Below are 21,515 nucleotides of genomic sequence, written 5' to 3' on the forward strand. Positions count from 1 at the left end.
ATGAATGATATGACGATGAAAAGAAATCTAAAATTATATAGTGTAATTATATTAACAGTTGGTTTAGCTTCCTGTAAAAACCTGGTCAGCATTCCGGAACCAACAGGCTCTGTGACCACAAAAAAGGTATTTTCAACCGATGCACAAGCAAATTCTGCTATGGCTGGTGTATATACCCGCATGATCAACAAGACCTACGAAGGAACTACTGGTACGCAGGGGTTTGCAGCGGGAATGTCAACCATTTTTGGAGGGATGTCTGGTAATGAGCTGATTACATCCTCAACGGCGACTTCTTATTATTCCTATAATACGAATAAACTGTTTGCTAATGATGGTTCAGTAGCAATGATTTGGGTTACTGCTTATGATGCCGTGTATGGTTGTAATGCCATATTAGAGGGCATTGAAGCTTCAGTTTCCGAAAAACTGCACGATAATGTCAGAAATAGATTGATTGGAGAAGCGAAATTTATTCGAGCATTTTCTTATTTCTACCTGCTTAATTTTTTTGGTGATGTGCCAATGGCGCTGACGATAGATTTTAATAAAACCGCCACCATGAAAAGAACACCAAAAGCGGAAGTCTACGCGCAGTTGATTAAGGACTTACTGGATGCAAAAAATCGTTTGCCAGATAATTTTTCAGCTACAGGCGGCCAAAGGATTTTACCTACTAAATGGGCTGCTACCGCATTATTGGCCAGGGTTTATTTGTATACAGGAGATTACTCAAATGCTGCAGCCCAGGCTACTGAATTGATCAGTCAATCTGCATTATTCAAACTGCCGGAAGATTTGAACAGCATTTTCTTAATCAATAGCGAGGAAGCCATATGGCAACTGCAGCAGGGTGACCTTCCTGCAAATGGCAAAGCGACTCCTGAAGGATATACCTTGGTTTCCAATAAAGCAACCATTCTTAACGACCGTCCATTTTTTCAAATAACAGATGAATTGAAAGATGATTTTGAAGCGAATGATCAGCGTAAAATAGCCTGGACCTGGAATGAAAGCACTGAAGGTAAAGAAGTTTACTACCCATATAAATATAAAGTTGGCAGCTACAATGCACGTACTGGTAATATGACCGAGTATTATATGGCCTTAAGATTGGCTGAGCAATACCTGATTCGCGCAGAAGCACAAGCACTGGCCAACATGCCTCTGGGTTCAGCGATTGCCGATCTGAATGTGATCCGTCATCGCGCTGGTCTGGATGATCTGCCTGCCGGACTTTCTAAATCTGCAGTCATACAGGCAATTGAGCATGAAAGAGAGATCGAACTTTTTGCAGAATGGGGACATCGGTTTTTTGACCTCAAGCGAACAGGACGTGCAGAAAGTATCCTTTCAGCATTGCAAATCAAGCAGCCCTGGAGAAGCGATCAGTTGATTTACCCTATTCCAAGAACAGAAATTATTGCCAACCAAAACCTGACACAGAATCCAGGATACTAATTTTTAATATACAGCCGTCATCCCTGGTAAAATGGGGGGAATACCTGCAGTAAAACTGCGGAACTGGATTCCCTTTGTCTGAAGATGACTGCTGATCTAAAACAATAACTTATCAAACTCAATAAAAACTATGGAACCAATCGTTCGTATCAGCGGGCTTTCGCACCGTTATAGTACCAGCTGGGCTATACGTGACATCAATTTCGAAATTCCAAAAAGTGGGATTGTTGGCCTTCTGGGCTCTAATGGTGCCGGTAAATCTACTACCATGAATATCCTTTGCGGGGTACTTACACCGACCACAGGAAAGGTGATTATTAATGGCATTGACCTGAGTAAGCAGCCGGAATTGGCCAAGCAGGAAATCGGCTTTTTGCCGCAGACGCCGCCATTGTATATGGACCTGACCGTGGATGAATACCTGAGGCACGCAGCGATTTTACGTTCAATAGATGATAAACAATTAAAGTCCGCACTGGAGGAAGTTAAGGAGCGCTGCGGTCTAACCCAGATCAGCAAAAGACTGATCAAGAATCTATCTGGAGGATATAAACAGCGGGTGGGCATCGCTCAGGCCATTGTCCATGAGCCGAAATTAGTGGTATTTGATGAGCCTACAAATGGCCTGGATCCAAACCAGATTCTGGAAGTTCGCGGACTAATTAAAGACATTGCCACTGAACGTGCGGTAATTCTATCTACACACATCTTAACCGAAGTGCAGTACCTCTGCAAAGACATCGTCATGATTGAAAGCGGAAGGATTGTATTTGCGGATACCATGGAAGCTTTTGACAATTATATCGCCCCGCATAGCATGCTGTTGACCCTGGAAAATGCGCCTTCAGAAGCCGCATTGATGGCCATAGAAGGGGTAATCAGGATAGAATTCCTCACAGAAAAACAATTGCGGATTTATTTTAATGGCGACCGCAGTATTTCTGAATCGATGGTGCTGGAAAGTGCAAAACAGGGATGGCGCTTACGGGAGCTCATTATGGAGAAAAATTCTTTAGATGAAACTTTTGCCCAACTGTCCAAAATCTCCAAATAGCTTATGAAAAAAATTATACAGATAGCCAGGCTTGAACTCAGTCTGCTATTTTATTCCCCGATTGCATGGTTGCTGATCTTGGTTTTATTTCTGCAGATGGCACTCGCATTCCTATCCTCAATCTCCGAAATACAATACCTCCAGGAATTTACTCCTGTGACAGGGATATCAGAAAGACTATTCACGACCATGATTGGGACGGACACCATTCCTGTAGGTATATTTCTGACGATGTTGGGCAGTTTATACCTGTATACACCGCTCATTACGATGGGAATCATCAGCCGGGAAATGAATACAGGAACAATCAAATTGCTTTATTCTTCACCGGTAAAACTCAGCCAGGTGGTCTATGGTAAATTCCTGGCAATGCTGGGTTATAACCTTGTGGTAATGGCACTCATGAGTCTTTTTGTGTTTGCAGGTTCCTCCTTTGTACAGCATTTTGATTATTCCCATATTTTGGTAGCGATGCTGGCCTCTTTCCTGCTAATGAGCGCCTATTCAGCTATCGGCATTTTTATGTCGAGCCTAACTACTTATCAGGTGATCGCAGCGATCGGCACTTTTGCCGTATTGGCCTTCATGAACTATATCGGGAAATTCGGACGTGGGATAGATTTCGTTCGTGACCTGACCTATAGCCTATCCATGCCAAGTAGGGCAGAGCGAATGGTAGGCGGTTTATTGACCAGTAGGGATGTGATTTATTACCTGGTGATTTGCGGCATTTTTCTCGGATTTACCATTGCCAAATTAGAACTGGCAAGGACTTCAAAGTCTATCGTAAAGCAGAGCTCACGATATGCCTTTATTTTAATCATTGGTTTAGCAGTCGCTTATGTCAGCTCACGACAGCCATTGATTGCCTATTACGATGCCACGGCAACTCAGTCCAATACGCTGGTAAAGGCTACTCAGGAAATTCTCAAACAAATGGGTGATGAGCCTATTGAAATGACTGAATACATCAATATAATGGACGATGGATATAATTATGGTGCTCCTGAAAATCGCATTTCAAGTATAGCCCGATGGGAGCCTTATCTACGGTTTAAATCCAATATTAAGTTAAACTGGGTATACTACAACAGTAGTTTCGACCTTCAGGCTTTTAGCGAAAGGGCAAAGGCTTTGGAAGTAGATACCGCAGACTTTCTGACACCAGAAGCCATCCGTAAACAGGTGGATTTAAGCGGAGAAGATGGTCGTTTGGTGATACAGTTGAAATATAAAGGTAAAACCACCTTTTTACGGACCTTTTTTGACGGTGGATTCTGGGCCAAAGAACCAGAAATTGCAGCTGCATTAAAGAGACTGCTGGTTACACCGCCGAAAATTGTTTTTGTGACGGATGGTTATCAGCGTAATGTAGCTAAGATTGGCGATCGTGATTACCAGCAGTTTTTTAATATAAAGACTTCCAGACCCACTTTGATTAATCAAGGTTTTGACATCGACAGTCTTTCGATAGAGAATGCCGAAATACCAGATGGCATTGCCACGCTCGTAATTGCTGATCCGAAAGTGAAATTCAGCCCGAATGCCTTGGCAAAGCTTCAAAATTATATTACAGCAGGTGGAAATCTGCTAGTCGCCGGAGAACCAGGGAAACAAGAGGTGATCAACCCAGTTCTCAGTATGCTGGGACTAAAAATGAGTGATGGAACACTTGTTCAGCGAAGCAGGGATTATTCTTACGGTCTGGTGAGGCCAACTTTAGGAGCAGCAGCCCTGCTCATGAGCCCTGGATTAAAGATGCCATACGAGGATAAAAAGGTAGTCGCTATGCCTGGTGTAGCCGCATTAAAAATAGAGGATAAGGGCATTCTTAATGCTCGGCCTGTATTGGTAACAGATGACAAAAATAGTTGGAATAAAGCCGGAACCTTTGTGCTGGACTCGGCTGCCTTAGTATTTGAGGCGAAGAATGGCGATCAGAAAGGTGCTTTCCCAACAGCGATAATGTTGACCAGAAAACTGAACCAAAAGGAACAGCGGATTATGGTTGCAGGAGATGCCGATTTCATGAGCAATAATGAAATGACCAGAGGGAATCTGGCCACAGTGAATAGTGCTTTTGTACTTCATCTTTTTAAGTGGTTTTCTAATGATCAATTTCCCGTAGATATGACTAAAATCGAGCCTAAAGACAATAAACTGGAGCTGAATGAGGCTGGGTTGAGAACTGTACAAATCATGTATTATGGTTTGATTCCGGGTACCATATTAATCCTGGGAATGATTTTGCTTAGCCGAAGAAAACGTAAATAATTATGAGCTTTATAACCGATAAACAAACGATCGATGATCTGAATATTTTCGCCAAATCGGGGAGTGATTCGATCTATCATATTTTTAATAAAACCTATACCCAGGGTGCTGCTGCCCTGCTGGAGGAACTATTCAGAAATCCACTTTCAGATGAAAAACTGATCAATGAACGTGTGGCTATACTACAGTATTTCCAGGAAAGTAAACTGACTTTTCCTTTACAGGGAAATCGTTTTGAGGAAGCAGAAAGGTATCTTGCCAACACCGAGCCTCGAAGCCGACTGTCAAATCAGGGCTTTAGTATGGCTGATTTTCAGTCTGCTGCACAAAGTGTGACGACATTAGTGGAGATCTTACATGGACTGAGAGCATTTATGCAGGCCCTTCAGCCTAAAGTAGCCCGAAATCCTTACGGAGCAGAAGTGGAAAATGTTTTGAACCTGCTCAATTCAAGAGCACTGGAGCTAGTTTTTACCGATCATGGGAAGGGGAAAATCTCTTCCGGGAAAATTGTAGAGTACGACAATATTTTAAGGTTCCAGGAGCGTGACTTGCTGGAAAAAATACTCCATCATATTTATCACCTGGATGTGTATTGTTCTATCGCCAAAGTGGCAGAAGAACGTGGCTACCATTTTGCAATTGCTTTAAAACGGGATGCCAATCGCCTGGAATTACAGGGCCTATACCATCCCTTGCTCGATAGACCAGTGGCGAACTCCTTAACGATGACACCGGATAGTAATATTGTTTTCCTAACCGGGGCCAATATGGGGGGGAAATCCACATTTATGAAATCGCTGAGCATTGCCATGTATCTAGCGCATCTTGGTTTCCCTATTGCGGCAAAAAGCATGCAGTTCTCTGTCTGCGATGGGATGTATACCACCATCAATTTACCGGATAATCTGGCCATAGGGGCCAGCCATTTCTATGCAGAGGTGCTCCGGGTAAAGAAGGTTGCGGTCGCACTTGGCGAAGGGAAAAACCTGTTTGTCGTATTTGATGAGCTGTTTAGAGGAACTAATGTGAAGGATGCCTATGAAGGAACCATTTCCATCATGGAAGCCTTTGCAAGTAAACCACATTCACTATTTGTGATCTCCACCCATATCATGGAAGCCGGGACCGTATTGCGTCAGAAGTGCAGTAACATGATTTTCCGCTATTTACCTACCCGTATGGAAGAGGGTAAACCTGTTTATACTTATACACTAAAGGAGGGGATTACCGACGACCGACACGGGATGATCATCATTAATAATGAAGCGATTTTAGAACTGATCGGTCATGAAAAACAGGCAAAGAAAGTACAAAGCAGTTTTAATGCAGATAAACAAACGGCAGACGATTTAAATCTTCAGGGGAAATATAAACAGCAATCGATTTATAGCTTATTTAACCACCTGCAAACCAGAGGCGGAGAAAAGGAACTGGAAGGTATGTTTGCACGGCCGTTAACCACTCCTGAGCAGATCAATAAAAGAAGCGCTGTTTTTGCGTTTTTTCAACAGCATCGGGTAATCTTCCCAGTGATCCGTTCACAAATAGAATCTATGGAAGATTACTTATCGGGCGGTGCAGGAGCAGCTTTACCAGCTGTGGCCTGGGGTATCTTTGCAAAAAAGCTAAAACAAGTTCTTTTTCATGATGCCGAACTGCTGCAATTACAGGCAGGGCAGTCGGTGACTATTGAAGTACTGCAGTCATTCCGAGATTTCTTTAAGGAACTGTCAGGAAAAGCAAATGTGGCCGTTTACCAGAAAGAAATGGATAAGGCAGCGCAGATTTTCGAGGACAGCAGACTGGTGGGCATTTTAAATGCAGCGGAAGAACAACTTTCTCTAAAGCAGCTGATCCGCAACGACTATGTGATTCGCCATGCGATGATGACGCAGATGGAAATCCTGTTGAAATTAATTTTTGAGCTGGATGTGTTTGTGGGTGTAGCTGCGGTTGCAGCGGAACAGGGTTTCGTGTACGCGGAGGCTTTACCATCGGAACAAATGGTATTGCATATGGAAGGTTTTCGTCATCCGGCTTTAAAAAATGGAATCAGTAATAGCCTGCATTTAACTGCTGATCGCAATGTCTTGTTCTTAACCGGCGCTAACATGGCTGGTAAATCTACCTTTATGAAATCTATGGGGATTGCGGTTTACCTGGCACATATGGGTTTTCCTGTAGCAGCAAAAAGAATGAGGTTCTCTGTAAAAGATGGGTTGTTCTCTTCCATCAATGTTTCAGATAGCCTGGATATGGGTTACAGCCATTTTTATGCGGAAGTATTGCGCACAAAAACTGTGGCACAGGCGGTCAACGAATCACTCAATTTATATGTGCTGTTTGATGAGCTTTTTAAAGGAACCAATGTAAAAGATGCTTATGACGCTACACTTGCAGTGACGCAGGCTTTTGCGGAAAACAGGAATAGTTTCTTTGTGATTTCAACACACATCATTGAAGTGGGGGAAGCCTTAGGTAAAGCCTGTCAGAATGTGCAGTTCTCTTTCTTACCAACGGTGATGAAAGATGGCGTACCTACTTATCCATATACCCTGGCTGCCGGAATTACCAGCGACAGACAGGGAATGATCATCATTGAAAATGAAAAGATTGTTGACCTCATCCGTAATTAATATGTTATTTAAATATAAATCTTTAAGCCTGCTTTTTATTGCAGGATTATGTATTCCTATCGCTTGTAAAACGCAATTGGATAGTCAGGCACTACCATTAGATCCACAGCTACGTACGGGAAAACTATCAAACGGTTTTACCTATTACATCCGTAAAAATAAAACACCAGAAAAACGGGTGATGATGTACCTTGCGGTTAAAGCAGGTTCTATCCTGGAGACGGATCAGCAAAGGGGAGTGGCTCATTTTATAGAGCACATGAGTTTTAATGGAACAAAGCATTTTCCTAAAAAAGCACTATCCGAGTATCTGGAGAAATCTGGTGTGCGGTTTGGTGCAGACATCAATGCGACTACGCTTCCTGATGAAACCGTATACCAGCTACCTTTGCCCTCGGATAATCCAGAACTGCTGAGCAATGGTTTACAGATGATGCGTGATTGGGCGCAGGATGCCAATATAGAAGCCGAAGATGTAGAGCGTGAGCGTCATGTCATTCTTGAAGAAAGACGGGTTCGCCAGGGAGTTACACAGCGTTTACAGGAACAAACCATTTCATTGTATACCAATCAGTCGCGTTATGGCTCCCGTTTGCCAATCGGTACAGAAGAAGTTCTTCTAAAGGTTACACCCGAAGAAATCCTCAGTTTTTACAAAGATTGGTACAGACCGAATCTTCAGGCCTTATTGGTAGTGGGAGATATTGATGTGGATCAGATGGAAAAAGAAATTAAGGCTAAGTTCTCTGACCTGAAAAATCCTGAAAAGGAGAAAGAACGTACGATTTATCGCGCAGAACTTACAGGTAAGAACCAATACATGCAATTTATAGATCCTGAATTGGGTGGTGTTTCCCTGGAGATCGTAATGAAACAAAAGGGGGATACGGTGATTACAACAGCTGATTACAGGGCTGATTTATTGAAAAACTTATTTGCACAAATGCTGGCCGCAAGGTTCAGACAAATGCCTCTCGTTGGGATTGGACCCATCATGGGTGGGCTGAACTCTTTTTTCGTGAATATTACGACTAAGCCGGCGGAGATGGAACCTGCTTTAAAAAGCGTATGGTTGGAGCTCCGTAAAATAGAGGAACAAGGATTTACGGAACCAGAGCTGGATCGGATGAAAAAAAGTTATCTGTTAAATCTGTCCGAAAGGCTGCAGGAAAAAGATAAAACCACTTCGGAAACCTTGATCAAACCTTATTTGCAGAATTTTCTAATGGGTAGTGCTGTTGCTGGTATTAACAAAGAATATGAATTGACGAATGAGTTGCTTCCAGACATCAGTCTAAAGGAGGTCAATGCACAGATGAAAGCTTACCTGAAGCAAACAGATAGAGACATCGTAGTGAAATCATCAGCTGTTAATAAAGTGTTTTTACCAACGGAAGCAGCTATCCAGACCTGGATTGAAGAGGTTTATGCGCAAAACTTACCTCCTTATGTGGATGATGTATTGAGCCTTCCCCTGCTTAAAAAGGAACCAAAAGCCGGAAGAATTACCGCAATTGAGGATGTTAAACAAGTTGGATTGCAGAAAATTACTTTGAGTAATGGTGTTAAAGTGATCTTGAAAAAAACAGATTTTCAGAACAACCAGATACTCTTTAAAGGGTTTTCTGAAGGTGGCGCATCCTTATCTTCTGATGAAGACTATCAAAATGCGGTAAATGCTGCAAATATTATTGCTACTGGTGGTGCCGGTAATTATGATGCTTTGCAGTTGGGTAAATTATTCGCAGGAAAGCAGGTGCAGCTGATTCCGTTTATTTTGGACAACTACCAGGGTTTTAGTGGCAGTACTACAAAAGAAGACCTGCCTGCAACGCTGGAATTGTTGTATGCTTACTTTAGGGAACCACGTAAAAGTGAAGAAGCCTTTCAGACATTCATTGGCAGAACCCGAGAAACTTTCGCCAACAAAGCGAATGATGCGAATCAGGTATTTACAGATACGGTAAACCTGGTTTTGTCAAATCATCATGTGCGCAGAACACCACAAAGTATGGCTAAAATCGCCTCGATTAATCTTGATAAAGCTTTGAAAATTTATCAGGATCGCTTTGCAGATGCTTCAGGTTTTACCTTCGTTTTTGTTGGAAATGTAGAAGAAAAGACAATAATACCATTGCTGGAGAAGTATCTTGGCGGCTTACCATTCACAGGAAGGAAAGAAAAGGCTCGCGATCTGGGGATTAATGTTCCTTCAGGCCGTATGGCTAAAACAGTATACCACGGTGCTACGCAAAAGGCAAGTGTGATGATGGTCTATGCTGGTGATTTTAATTATAATTTCGAAAATACCATCCAGATGAATGCCCTTGCTGATGCCTTGAATATCAGTCTCAATAAGCGGCTTCGCGATCAGGAAGGCGGGACATATACTCCTAATGTGCAGATGAACATGACGAAGTACCTGAAGAACAGATTTAGTCTGACGATCTCTTTTGATTGTGCTCCTCAGAATGTAGAAAAGCTCATTGCTTCGGCACAGGATGAGGTCAATAAAATGAAAATCAACGGTCCATCTGCTGAAAACCTTCAAAAGTTTAAGGTCGCCCGTAAGCTTTCCCTACAAACGGGATCTACCAACAATAACTTCTGGTTGGATTACTTGCTAGGCCAGGAGATGAATAAAGAGCCGCTTACTGAGTTTTATAATTACGATGCCGTATTGAATAAAATTTCGGTGAAATCTGTTCAGCAGGCTGCGGCAACTTTTATTCAGGATAAGAATTACATCAGGCTGGTTTTGATGCCAGAAAAAAAATAACTATTCAATATATGAAGAAAATCATACAAATAGCCAGGCTGGAGCTCAGCCTGCTATTTTATTCCCCAATAGCATGGTTGCTGATGATCATACTCTTTGTACAGATGAGTGTCAATTTTACCGCAGCGCTCCCTTCATTAGGAAACGGAGGTAATTTTCCTTTTTTAACCAGGGACCTTTTTACGAATCCTAACGCACTGGGACTGCTGACTCGGATTTTAGATAGTTTATACCTGTACATCCCATTGATCACCATGGGCATCATCAGCAGAGAAATTAGTGCTGGTAGTATTAAACTGCTTTATTCTTCTCCGGTGAAACTGAGCCAGGTGGTGTACGGGAAATTTGCAGCTATGCTGATTTATAACCTGGTCATTATAGGTGTAATGAGTTTGTTCGTGCTGGCTGGGATTACATTTATTCCTGCTTTTGATTATCCACATATTCTGGTCGCCTTGTTTGCTGCATTTTTACTGCTGACTGCTTATGCCGCTATCGGGATTTTTGTATCTAGCTTAACCACTTACCAGGCGGTTGCAGCGATCGGTACTTTTGTACTGCTTGCCTTTATGAACTATATTGGAAAGGTAGGGCAGGAATATGATGTGATCAGAGATTTAACGCATAGTCTTTCTATGCCGACCCGCGCAGCACGAATGATGGCCGGTCTGCTGAATACCCGGGATGTAATTTATTATTTGGTGATCACCGGAATGTTCCTTGCTTTTACCATTACCAAGCTGGAATTGGAAAGGAAATCAAAATCATTTCTACAACAGGTATTCAGGTATACTATGATTGTGGTCATTGGTTTAACCATTACCTATGTCAGCTCACGACAGCCTATAATTGGTTATTATGATGCTACCGGGACTAAAGTGAACACCATTACCATCGCCAGTCAGGAGATTTTAAAGAAGATGGGAGATGAACCTATTGAGCTGACTACTTACATCAATGGAATGGAAGGCTCATACTGGGAGATTACTCCAGCAAGGCGAATTGCGAATATATCTATCTGGGAGCCTTATTTACGGTTTAAACCTAATCTAAAGTTGAAATGGGTTTATTATAACGACAGTGTTCCCGGAATGAACGCCAGGCTTAAAGAGTACAATAAGACTTTTGATGAGGCTGTTGTACATATGGCAAAAATGCAGAAGTTAAATCTTCGGAATTTTAAGAAACCGGAACAAATCAGGAAAGAAATTGACCTGAATGGAGAAAATGGACGAGCTGTAATGCAGCTAAAATATAAAGGCAAAACTACTTTTCTGCGTACATTTCCTGATCCGCAATTCTGGCCGAATGAAGAAGAAACTGGTGCTGCTTTAAAGAGGTTGATACAACCTATTCCTAGGCTGATTTTTGCAACTGATGGGTATCAACGTAGTATTGATAAATTAGGTGATAGGGATTATCAAATGCTCATTAACGATAAGCTCAACAGATTTTCCATGATCAATCAGGGCTTTGATATAGATACTATTGCTCTGGAAAAGTCAGCTATTCCAGCCAATATTGCAGCCCTGGTGATTTCGGATCCAAAAGTGGCTTTTAGTGCAGTTGCAAAAGTAAAACTTCAACAATATATAGCCGCTGGTGGAAACCTAATGATCTTAGGCGAACCCGGTAAGCAGCAAGTTATTAATCCGTTGCTGGAATCTCTTGGCGTAAAAATGGAGAATGGAACGCTTGTTCAGCTCAGCAAAGATTATTCGTATGATCTGGTGACGCCGTCATTAGCGCCGGGATCTGTGGCTATGGACCCGAAAATGCAATCCTTCTTTCAGCAGAAAGCTATTGTAGCCATGCCGAGTGCAGGCACCTTAAGCTATGAAGAAGGCGGCGTTTTTGCAATTCATCCATTATTGACAACCGATGCGCAAAGCAGCTGGATCAAAAAGGGAAAGTTTGTTCTGGATTCTGCAGCCTTAACAGTTGATTTTAAAGCCGGAGACGAACAAGGATCTTTTCCAACGGCGTTAATGCTGACCAGACAGTTAAGCAATAAAGAACAGCGAATTATCGTTGCCGCCGATGCTGATTTTTTCAGTAATGCAGAGGCAGGAAGACGCAATCTTGCAACGCTGAATAGCTATTTTGCTACGAGGATATTCAGCTGGTTTAGCTATGGGGAATTCCCAGTGGATGCAAGCCGTCCTTTTCCTAGAGATAGCAGTAACACACTCACTAAAGGTAGTGTAAAAACAATGCAGATATTATATTACGGCATTATTCCAGCAATCATGTTTCTGGCTGGTATGATGATTTTAATCCGTAGAAAACGTAAATAAATATGGACCATTTTTTAGAAAATTTCAGCGTAGCATTTTTGATCACTATAATCCGATATTTTGTCATTGCAGGTGCATTTTTTTTAGTTTTTTACCTGCTCTTTCCTAAAAGCCTGCTGCGAAATAAAATTCAAAGCAGGCTGGCCGGCAAGCTTGATTTTATACGGGAAATTTTACACTCTTCTGTATCTAGCGCTATCCTAGCCCTCGCAGCAATTATAGCTTTGTCTGACGGATTGAGGCCCTACACTTTAATCTATTCTGATGTACATGAATATCCATTAATCTGGATTCCCATTAGTCTATTGTTAAGTTTACTGGTTCATGATGCTTATTTCTACTGGATGCACCGTATTTTACACCATAAAAAGTTGTTTAAACTCACACATCTTGTGCATCATCAGAGTACCAATCCTTCTCCCTGGACTTCCTATTCCTTTCATTTTCTGGAAGCAATCGCAGAGGGAGGGGTGATGATTTTGCTGGTTTTTGCAATGCCCATTCATCCTTTAACACTTGGGTTGTTTGCCCTTTCCTCTTTTGTGATTAATGTATATGGCCATCTGGGGTATGAGATTATGCCGAAAGGATTCCGGAACTCCTTCCTGTTCGAAATCATCAATACCTCGACCTTTCATAATTTTCATCACCTGAAGTTTAAAGGTAATTATGGGTTGTATTTAAGGGTATGGGATCGGTGGATGAAAACAGAGCATCCGGATTATGTAAAAGAATACGATAGGATTCAGCAGCAACGTTTTGGGTCATCATAAAGCATACAGGCCGAGATTGATAATTCAATTGTCAACAAGCATATATGCGGGTTAAATAATAAGAGCGTGGACTTGTTTGAGAACCAGTCCACGCTCTTATTATTTAATTATCTGTGTTGGATAACTGTTGAAGTATTCAGTAATTGAGATTAATCGCAGTTAGGAATTGTAAAAGTATAAGTTTCTGCAACTCCTGTAGGGAAACTATAGATCATTCCTTTACCAGTTTCAAACCAGAATTTACCACGAAGTTTTTCTCTGGTACCAATTTCATTCATCGATAGACTATCGAAAATACGTCCATTGATCATGACGTATTTGATCTTTTCAGAGTTTCGTATGTCGTTCAATGGGTTGGCATCCATGATCACTAAATCAGCCAGCTTTCCTGGCTCCAAGGAACCTATTTCTTTATCCATTCCAAGGTAAGCTGCACCATTTAAAGTCCCACTGCGGATGGCTTGTAAAGGTGACATGCCACCTTGCACCAACATCCATAGTTCCCAATGCGCACCAAGACCCTGAATTTGTCCATGTGCACCCAGATTTACTTTAACTCCTGCATCGGCTATTTGTTTGGTGGCTTTGGCCACCTCAATATGACCGTAATCTCCATATTCTGAAGTCGTCCTTCTTCTTGCACGTGCATCAATAATAGCACGTGGGGTGAAAGCCATTAACCGCTCGTTTTCCCAGACATTCGTTCTGTCGTACCAATAATTTTCTCCCCACTGACTACCATAACTCACAATAAGGGTAGGTGTATAGCCCACCGCTGTGTTGCCCCAGAATGAAGTCACATCTTTATAAACCGGTGCAACCGGAATGCTATGTTCAATTCCGGTATGTCCATCAGCAATCATGTTCATGTTAGTGAAAAAGGTAGAGCCACCTTCAGGAACCACTTCCATTTTTAACTGTCTCGCTGCTTCGAGGATTTGCTGACGTTGGTCTCTTCTGGGCTGATTGTAGGATTTTACAGAAAATGCACCTACAGCCTTTAATCTCTTTAAGTGAGAAAGTGCATCATCAAGACTATTGATGACAACTTTAAAATCGCCATCAGCACCGTAAAGTATAGAACCAGTTGAATATAAACGTGGGCCAGTCATTCGGCCAGCTTTCAACATTTCTGCCTGGCTAAATACCATTTCTGTATTGCTGGAAGGATCATGAGCGGAAGTTACACCAAAAGCGAGGTTAGCCATATAAGACCAATCTTGTTGTGGCGAAATGCCATCAGGACTGGTTCTCAAATGCGCATGTACATCAACTATTCCAGGCATAATTGTTTTGCCAGTCACATCAATTACTTTTGCATTTGCCGGGATACTCATTTCTGCAGATTTTCCAACAGAAATAATCTTATTGTTTTCCATGATGATCGTTCCTTCTTCAATCACTTCATCGCCTTTCATGGTGATAATTCTCGCACCTGTTAAAGCAAGTAAACCACTAGGCCGGTCACTTTTTAGCTTTAATCCTATAGGAAGCCCAATGGTATCCGGTTTTGCTATGATCTGTATACCTGCATCGTCAAAGTTGAAAGCCGATTTGATGTCCTTACTAAAATATTGATCACCTAGTGTCCAGAACAACTTCTGACTGTCATTGCTCCAATGGATATAGGTTCCACCATCTTTAGTAATTTTTGTCAGTGGAATAGCTTTATTACTCGCGGAAAGTTCTAGAGGAGAACCAACGGTAACCATTGGTGTAATATAAACATTGAACAATTCTGTGAAAGCCATCCATTTGCCGTCAGGGCTAGGTGTAAACTGAGTGACATAGGTAGAAGTGTAATGTGTTCTCTCATTAGCACCGTACAAGTCGATACTTTTAAAGGCTTTCTTACCACCTTCATAACCCTGGAAGTAAATACGGGAATCATCTGTGTTGAACTGTGGTTTTATCCCATTATCGGAGATCAGTGTTTTTGGCCCCCCATTGGCCGACATGATAAAAATTCCTGTTCCTCTACCGTAAGCATACCCTAATACATCATTTCCTATCCCTTTTCTGAAAATGATTTTATCTCCTTTGTTAGAGAAGGATGGAGAATAGTAAAATCCTTTTTCATCCGTCAGTGTAATCGTTTTTCCTGATTTCAGGTCAGTTCTTTTGATGGCACCTTTCAGTTCATCATTCCATGTGGTATAAACCACATATTTTCCATCATTACTGATTTTTGGTTCGAACTCAAAATCTATCCCATTGGTTACACGTTCAGGAGTTCCATCAGGAAGATCTTTCTTATATAGAAATCCTGCAGCATTGAAAACGACCATTTTTCCATCAGCAGAAGTGGTCAGTTGTCTGATCATTTTTACATCAAATTCATTACTGAAAACCTGATGCGGAAAATGAAGTGCATCCTGGATAGTTTGTTTACTATTGACCTGGAATGGAATTTCATTGCTGATTAAGGTGGCCAATTCTATTTTTCTGATCTTTCCTTTGGAATAGAAAACGATATTTTTGTTGTCAGGTGTCCAGGAAAAGTTTGGATAAACACCGAAGATTGCCCAGGTTTCTTGCTGGTCATGCGATAGGTCCTCATAGACTGGCCACTCTTCTGCAGTGCGCAGATTCTGTACATACAATACAGACTTTAAGCGGACACGTTTTACGTAAGCCATCATTTTACCATCAGGAGAAATCTGTGGACGCGCAGCACCTCCTTGTTGTGCAACCAGATTGCTGAATTTTCCAGTCACCATATCTAGTTGACGGATGGCATAGATCATCCCATTTGGATCTTTACTGTATTCGAAGTTAGGTCCAGGAGCCATGTCTTCACTAAAGTAAAGATATCTGCCATTTGGACTAATGTTTGGCTCTCCAGCATCCTGCTGGTCATTTTTTCTTTTAGTCAATTGTACACCTTCACCGCCATAAATGCTATACATCCACATTTCTCCGGCACCAAGGGAACGGGAGCCTGTGAAGTGTTTACGCGCAACAAGGTATTCGCTGTTTGGTGTCCAGGTGGCATTGTTGAGTAATCGGAAGGTTTCTTTAGTGACTTGTCTTTTGCCAGAACCATCCCGGTTCATGATCCAGATGTTATCTGCACCGTTTTTATCACTGGTAAAAGAAATATACTTTCCATTTGGACTAAAGCGAGGCTGGATATCCCATGCGATTCCGCCACTCAATAGCGTTGCGGCACCGCCAGTAATTGGCATACTGTAGATATCACCTAATAGGTCAAAAACTATATCTTTACCATCGGCGCTCACATCCAGGTTCATCCAGGTTCCTTCATCGGTGTTTATATTGAAGGTTTTTGTTGGGCCCTGGTATTTTTCTATATCCCATTTCTTTTCCTGGGGAAAGGCGGATTGAAAAACAAATACCAAAGCCAATGGTAGTAAAGATTTTTTCATCATGTAGGTTGGTGTAATTAAGCCTGCAATTTAATAATATCAGTTCATTTTTATAGTTTTGATGAGTAACCTTTCTATGAGCGAAGCCGAGATACTTAAAAAATACTGGGGATTTGATAGTTTCAGACCACTACAGTCAGACATTATTAGTTCCGTTTTAAATGGTCATGATACCTTGGCATTATTGCCTACAGGAGGAGGTAAATCCCTTTGCTTTCAGGTACCTGCATTGGCAAAGGAGGGGATTTGTATTGTCATTTCTCCACTGATTGCGCTGATGAAAGATCAGGTAGAAAATCTCAAATCCAAAGGAATTGAAGCAGTCGCGATTTATGCAGGAATGGGAAAAAGAGAAATCGATATTCTCCTGGATAACTGTATTTATGGTAAGATTAAGTTTCTATATCTGTCTCCGGAAAGATTGTTGTCAGAAATCGTTCGTATCCGGATTTCTTATATGAATGTAAACCTGATCGCGGTAGACGAAGCACATTGTATTTCTCAATGGGGTTATGATTTCAGGCCGCCTTATCAACAGATTGCGGAAATACGGGAAATCCATCCTAATGTACCCGTTCTGGCCTTAACAGCTACAGCAACGCAATTTGTGAGAGGCGATATTGTCGACAAATTGAAGTTTAAGAATGGAAAAATCTTCGTGCAGAGTTTTGAGCGTAAAAACCTGAGCTATGTCGTGATGGATAAGGAAGATAAATACAGAAAGCTACTTGATATCGTGAAAAATGTAAAGGGAAGTGGTTTGGTATATGTGCGTAACAGGAGAGAAACGGTTGAAGTTGCTTCTTTTTTAATCCGAAATCAGATTTCTGCGGATTTTTATCATGCCGGCATTGAGAAAATTGAAAGATTTCGCAAGCAGGACGATTGGAAGAAGAATAAAATTAGAGTTATGGTTGCCACCAATGCTTTTGGAATGGGCATAGATAAACCAGATGTTCGTTTTGTAGTTCACATGGATTTACCAGAAAGTCTGGAGGCCTATTATCAGGAAGCTGGTAGAGCAGGCAGGGATGAACAAAAAGCCTATGCCGTACTTTTGGCCAATAAATCCGACAGAGTCACGCTAAAAGCAAAATATGCAGATCATTTTCCCAGTATGGAAGATATCAAAAAAACGTACCATTACCTCGGAAATTATTTTCAGCTAGCTTTTGGGGCAGGAGAAGGATTGATCTTCAATTTTGATCTTGCTGATTTTTGTAAACGATTTAATGTTGGTGTGATCAAAACTATGGCTGCGCTGAAATTTCTTGAACATGATGGTTATCTGACACTTTCTGAAAACATCTTTTTGCCTTCCAGAGTACTGTTTACCGCTTCCCATGAAGATGTTTATCGTTTTCAAATTGAGAATGCAGGATATGATCCTTTAATTAAGGCGATCCTGAGATCATATGGTGGTGCATTTGATCAGTATGTGAAGATTGATGAAAATGAACTGGCTAAAAAAGTTGGTCTATCTTTTAGTACCGCAAAAAAAATGATCAGTAACCTGGAAGAACAAGGTTTACTCTCTTATCTACCTCAATCTGATCAGCCACAACTTCAATATATTCGGCCTAGGGTAGATTTTGTACACATGGATATTGACCTGAAATATATGGAGCTGAGAAAGAAAATTCAAATGGATCAAATCAATGCGGTTTTAGCATACACAGAAAAATCAGAATGTAGGAATGTACAACTGTTGAGGTATTTCGATGAACCAGATGCAGATAAATGCGGTGTTTGCGATGTTTGTCTTGCAGAGAAAAAAGCTGATGATCAGGAGGCTCGTTTAGATAGAATCGATTTTGAACTGGTCACTCTACTACAAACAAATCCCCAATCTATCGATGATCTGGTGCGTGGAATTAAAACTGGAAATGAGCATGAACGTCTGGAACGTATTCGTGAATTGATGGATGCTGGAAAAATTAAAACAGACGGTAAAAACTATTATTTGTAAATTGCAATAAAAACACTCCCTATGAAGAAATTACAACTTATCGCCTTAGCTATCCCTGTATTTTTAGCAGGATGTACTTCTAAATGTATCGAAGATTCCGGAATTCAGGTGACGAAAGTGGTAGGGCTGAAAAGCTATGATAAAATCAACGTGAGTGGTACTATTAAATTAATTTTAACACAGGACAGTACCTATAATGTGAAAATTCAAGCAGATTCCAATATAGTGCCATTGATTAGAACGAGGGTAAGTAGCGGGGAATTAGAACTGAAATTAGAGAATGGGAAATATTGCGGAACAGATTCTATAGTGATTTACGCTGGAATAGGGGAGTTGAAAGAGCTGGAAACCAGTGGTATGGTTCGGGTAGCAGGTACAGGCCCAATTTATGTGAAAGATCTTAGTCTTGATTTGCAAGGCAGTTCTGATGTGATCTTGAATTTAAATGCGAGCAAGTTGACTTCAAAAATTGACGGCGTTGGAAAACTAACCTTATCCGGCCAAACCGGAACACATGTGCTAAAAACAAGTGGCAATGCCAAACTGGACGCTTTTGATTTTGTTGCAGGTGTTTACGACATTAATATTGATGGTACTGGAAAAGCCAATATCAATGTACTGAACGACTTAAAAGTAAAGACTTCTGGAGCGAGTGAGATTTATTATAAAGGGAATCCAAAAAATGTATCTGAGAAGAAATCGGGAGCAGCGAAACTAGAGAAAGTTAATTAGCCGTATTGTTGTTTTTTAGCTATTTTAGCGGCCTTAATTGATACATGGAACAAAAAAACGACAAGAAAGTTATCCGATCATGGGCCTTTTTTGATTGGGCAAATTCTGCTTATAACTTAGTCATTACCTCTACCATTTTTCCTGCTTATTATACCATTATAACGACTACCGCTGAGCATGGCGACCAGGTGAAGTTTTTTGGACATACTTTTACAAACACAGCTTTGTCGAATTACGCGCTTTCTGCTGCTTATTTGGTAATGGTGATTTTGATGCCACTGTTTTCTGCAACTGCAGATTATCGTGGTAATAAGAAAATATTTATGAAGATTTTTACCTATATCGGTGGTTTTGCCTGTATGGGTTTGTTTTTCTTTAAACTGGAAAGTCTGGAGCTTGGAGTAATACTATTCGCTATTGCAGCGATAGGTTATATTGGCGGGGTCTTGTTCAATAACTCTTACCTTCCTGAAATCGCTACGAAAGACCAACAGGATAGGGTGAGTGCCCAAGGTTTTGCATATGGTTATGTGGGAAGTGTCATTTTGCAGGTCATCTGTTTTGTATTTGTCCTAAAACCTGAGTTTTTTGGGATTACAGATGCTTCTTTACCTGCCAGGTTGTCCTTCTTGCTGGTGGGCATTTGGTGGATCGCTTTTGCGCAAATTCCTTTTCGCAAATTACCTGCGGGAAGCCCTAATTATACAACAATTAATAAGAATCTGATACATAGTGGAATTGAAGAATTGGCTAAGGTTTGGAAACAATTAAAACAGATGGTGTTTTTAAAGCGTTACCTAATTGCTTTCTTCTTTTACTCTATGGGCGTTCAAACGGTGATGCTGGCAGCAGCTGGTTTTGGAGAGAAAACCTTGCATTTAGGCACTTCTAAATTAATAGCCGTGATTTTGATAATGCAGTTGGTGGCCATATGGGGTGCGATATTGATGTCGAAACTGGCCAATAGAATTGGAAATGTGAATGTATTAATTTTAGTAGTCATCATATGGGTAGGGGCTTGTGTCTCTGCATATTTTATTACCAATGAATTTGAATTTTATGGACTAGCGGCAGTAGTTGGCCTGATTATGGGTGGTATCCAGTCTTTATCGAGGTCTACTTATTCTAAATTTTTACCGGAAAACACACCAGATGCGGCTTCTTTTTTTAGCTTCTATGATGTGACAGAAAAATTGGCTGTCGTAGTTGGTCTTTTTAGTTTTGCTTATATTGAGGAGCAAACCGGCAGTATTAGGAATTCTGTACTGGCTTTGGCCTCATTTTTTATAATTGGTTTGATATTTTTGCTGCTTTTAAGAAAGACAGCGCCAAAAATGGTTAAAGGTTAACCATAATAGATTTTAATAAGAATTAGATACACATGAAGATAGAATTGTTTGTTCCTTGCTTTGTTGATCAGTTATATCCTGAGACCGCATTTAATACGATAAAGCTATTGGAAAAGGCGGGTTGTGAAGTGTTTTATAATTCTGCGCAAACCTGTTGTGGGCAGCCGGCATATAATGCAGGCTATTGGGAACAGGCCAAAGAAACAGGAACGAAATTTTTGAACGATTTTTCTGGTACAGATTATATTGTTGCACCCTCTGCCTCCTGCGTAGGGATGGTGAAAAATGGATATAGTGATTTATTTACAAACACTAATCTTCATAATAAATGTCGCAATATTCAACAGAATATTTACGAGCTTTCTGATTTTCTGGTGAATGTATTGAAGAGAGATTATTTCGGTGCAGAGCTGGATGGGAAAGCCGTTTATCATGATTCCTGCAGTGGTCTGAGGGAGTGTAAGATTAAAGCAGAACCTCGTCAGCTTTTGTCGAAGGTACATGGATTGGAAATGGTAGAAATGAAGGACACTGATATGTGCTGCGGTTTTGGTGGTACATTTTCGGTGAAATTTGATGCGATTTCTTCTGCAATGGCCGAACAAAAGGTCAATAATGCAATAGAACAGGGCGCAGAATATGTGATTTCCACAGATTTATCCTGTCTGATGCATTTACAGGGATATATTGATAAAAATAATATTCCACTAAAAACGATGCATTTAGCCGATGTTTTAGCAAATGGTTGGTTAGAGTATTAGTTAAAATAAAAAATGATTTCTTATACCAGAACTCAGTT

At 41.0% G+C, this 21,515-nt stretch carries 12 protein-coding genes; 11 read left to right on the forward strand and 1 reads right to left on the reverse strand.

The window, feature by feature from the left end:
• Nucleotides 1-15 precede the first annotated feature (15 nt).
• The 7 genes from R2Q94_RS03500 (at nucleotide 16) to R2Q94_RS03530 (ending at nucleotide 13,277) form a co-directional block, all read left to right on the forward strand.
• Nucleotides 16-1,461 (forward strand): RagB/SusD family nutrient uptake outer membrane protein, encoded by a 1,446-nt coding sequence (locus R2Q94_RS03500; protein ID WP_316820052.1) that lies wholly within the window; start codon nucleotides 16-18, stop codon nucleotides 1,459-1,461.
• Nucleotides 1,462-1,591: 130 nt separating this feature from the next.
• Nucleotides 1,592-2,515 carry an ABC transporter ATP-binding protein gene (locus R2Q94_RS03505; RefSeq protein WP_316820053.1) on the forward strand — a complete coding sequence of 308 codons (924 nt, stop codon included), beginning with the start codon at nucleotides 1,592-1,594 and terminating at the stop codon, nucleotides 2,513-2,515.
• 3 nt (nucleotides 2,516-2,518) lie between these two features.
• Nucleotides 2,519-4,789, forward strand: coding sequence for a Gldg family protein (locus R2Q94_RS03510; RefSeq protein ID WP_316820054.1), 2,271 nt, complete (start codon nucleotides 2,519-2,521; stop codon nucleotides 4,787-4,789).
• A gap of 2 nt (nucleotides 4,790-4,791) precedes the next feature.
• Nucleotides 4,792-7,428, forward strand: coding sequence for a MutS-related protein (locus tag R2Q94_RS03515; protein ID WP_316820055.1), 2,637 nt, complete (start codon nucleotides 4,792-4,794; stop codon nucleotides 7,426-7,428).
• Between the two features lies 1 nt (nucleotide 7,429).
• Nucleotides 7,430-10,207 carry a M16 family metallopeptidase gene (locus tag R2Q94_RS03520; protein WP_316820056.1) on the forward strand — a complete coding sequence of 926 codons (2,778 nt, stop codon included), beginning with the start codon at nucleotides 7,430-7,432 and terminating at the stop codon, nucleotides 10,205-10,207.
• Between the two features lie 11 nt (nucleotides 10,208-10,218).
• Nucleotides 10,219-12,504, forward strand: a complete 2,286-nt coding sequence (locus R2Q94_RS03525; RefSeq protein ID WP_316820057.1) for a Gldg family protein — start codon at nucleotides 10,219-10,221, stop codon at nucleotides 12,502-12,504.
• A 2-nt stretch (nucleotides 12,505-12,506) separates the two neighbouring features.
• Nucleotides 12,507-13,277: a sterol desaturase family protein gene (locus R2Q94_RS03530; protein WP_316820058.1), complete on the forward strand. Its 771-nt coding sequence runs from the start codon at nucleotides 12,507-12,509 to the stop codon at nucleotides 13,275-13,277.
• A 149-nt stretch (nucleotides 13,278-13,426) separates the two neighbouring features.
• Here the strand turns inward: R2Q94_RS03530 and R2Q94_RS03535 are convergent, their stop codons facing one another.
• Nucleotides 13,427-16,669, reverse strand: coding sequence for an amidohydrolase family protein (locus R2Q94_RS03535; RefSeq protein ID WP_316820059.1), 3,243 nt, complete (start codon nucleotides 16,667-16,669; stop codon nucleotides 13,427-13,429).
• A gap of 73 nt (nucleotides 16,670-16,742) precedes the next feature.
• Here R2Q94_RS03535 and R2Q94_RS03540 point away from each other — a divergent pair, with 73 nt between their 5' ends.
• From R2Q94_RS03540 to R2Q94_RS03555, 4 genes are read left to right on the forward strand one after another with little or no spacing between them, the layout of a single operon-like run.
• A complete protein-coding gene (locus R2Q94_RS03540; protein WP_316820565.1) occupies nucleotides 16,743-18,635 on the forward strand; it encodes an ATP-dependent DNA helicase RecQ in 1,893 nt (630 codons plus the stop codon).
• A gap of 21 nt (nucleotides 18,636-18,656) precedes the next feature.
• On the forward strand, nucleotides 18,657-19,367 hold the full coding sequence (locus tag R2Q94_RS03545) for a head GIN domain-containing protein (protein ID WP_316820060.1): 711 nt from the start codon (nucleotides 18,657-18,659) through the stop codon (nucleotides 19,365-19,367).
• Nucleotides 19,368-19,411: 44 nt separating this feature from the next.
• Nucleotides 19,412-20,716: an MFS transporter gene (locus R2Q94_RS03550; RefSeq protein ID WP_316820061.1), complete on the forward strand. Its 1,305-nt coding sequence runs from the start codon at nucleotides 19,412-19,414 to the stop codon at nucleotides 20,714-20,716.
• Between the two features lie 32 nt (nucleotides 20,717-20,748).
• Entirely contained in the window at nucleotides 20,749-21,477 is a 729-nt protein-coding gene (locus R2Q94_RS03555) for a (Fe-S)-binding protein (RefSeq protein ID WP_316820062.1), read from the forward strand.
• Nucleotides 21,478-21,515 lie beyond the last annotated feature (38 nt).

It is taken from the genome of Pedobacter gandavensis, assembly GCF_032678465.1.
GTDB classification, from domain to species: domain Bacteria; phylum Bacteroidota; class Bacteroidia; order Sphingobacteriales; family Sphingobacteriaceae; genus Pedobacter; species Pedobacter gandavensis_B.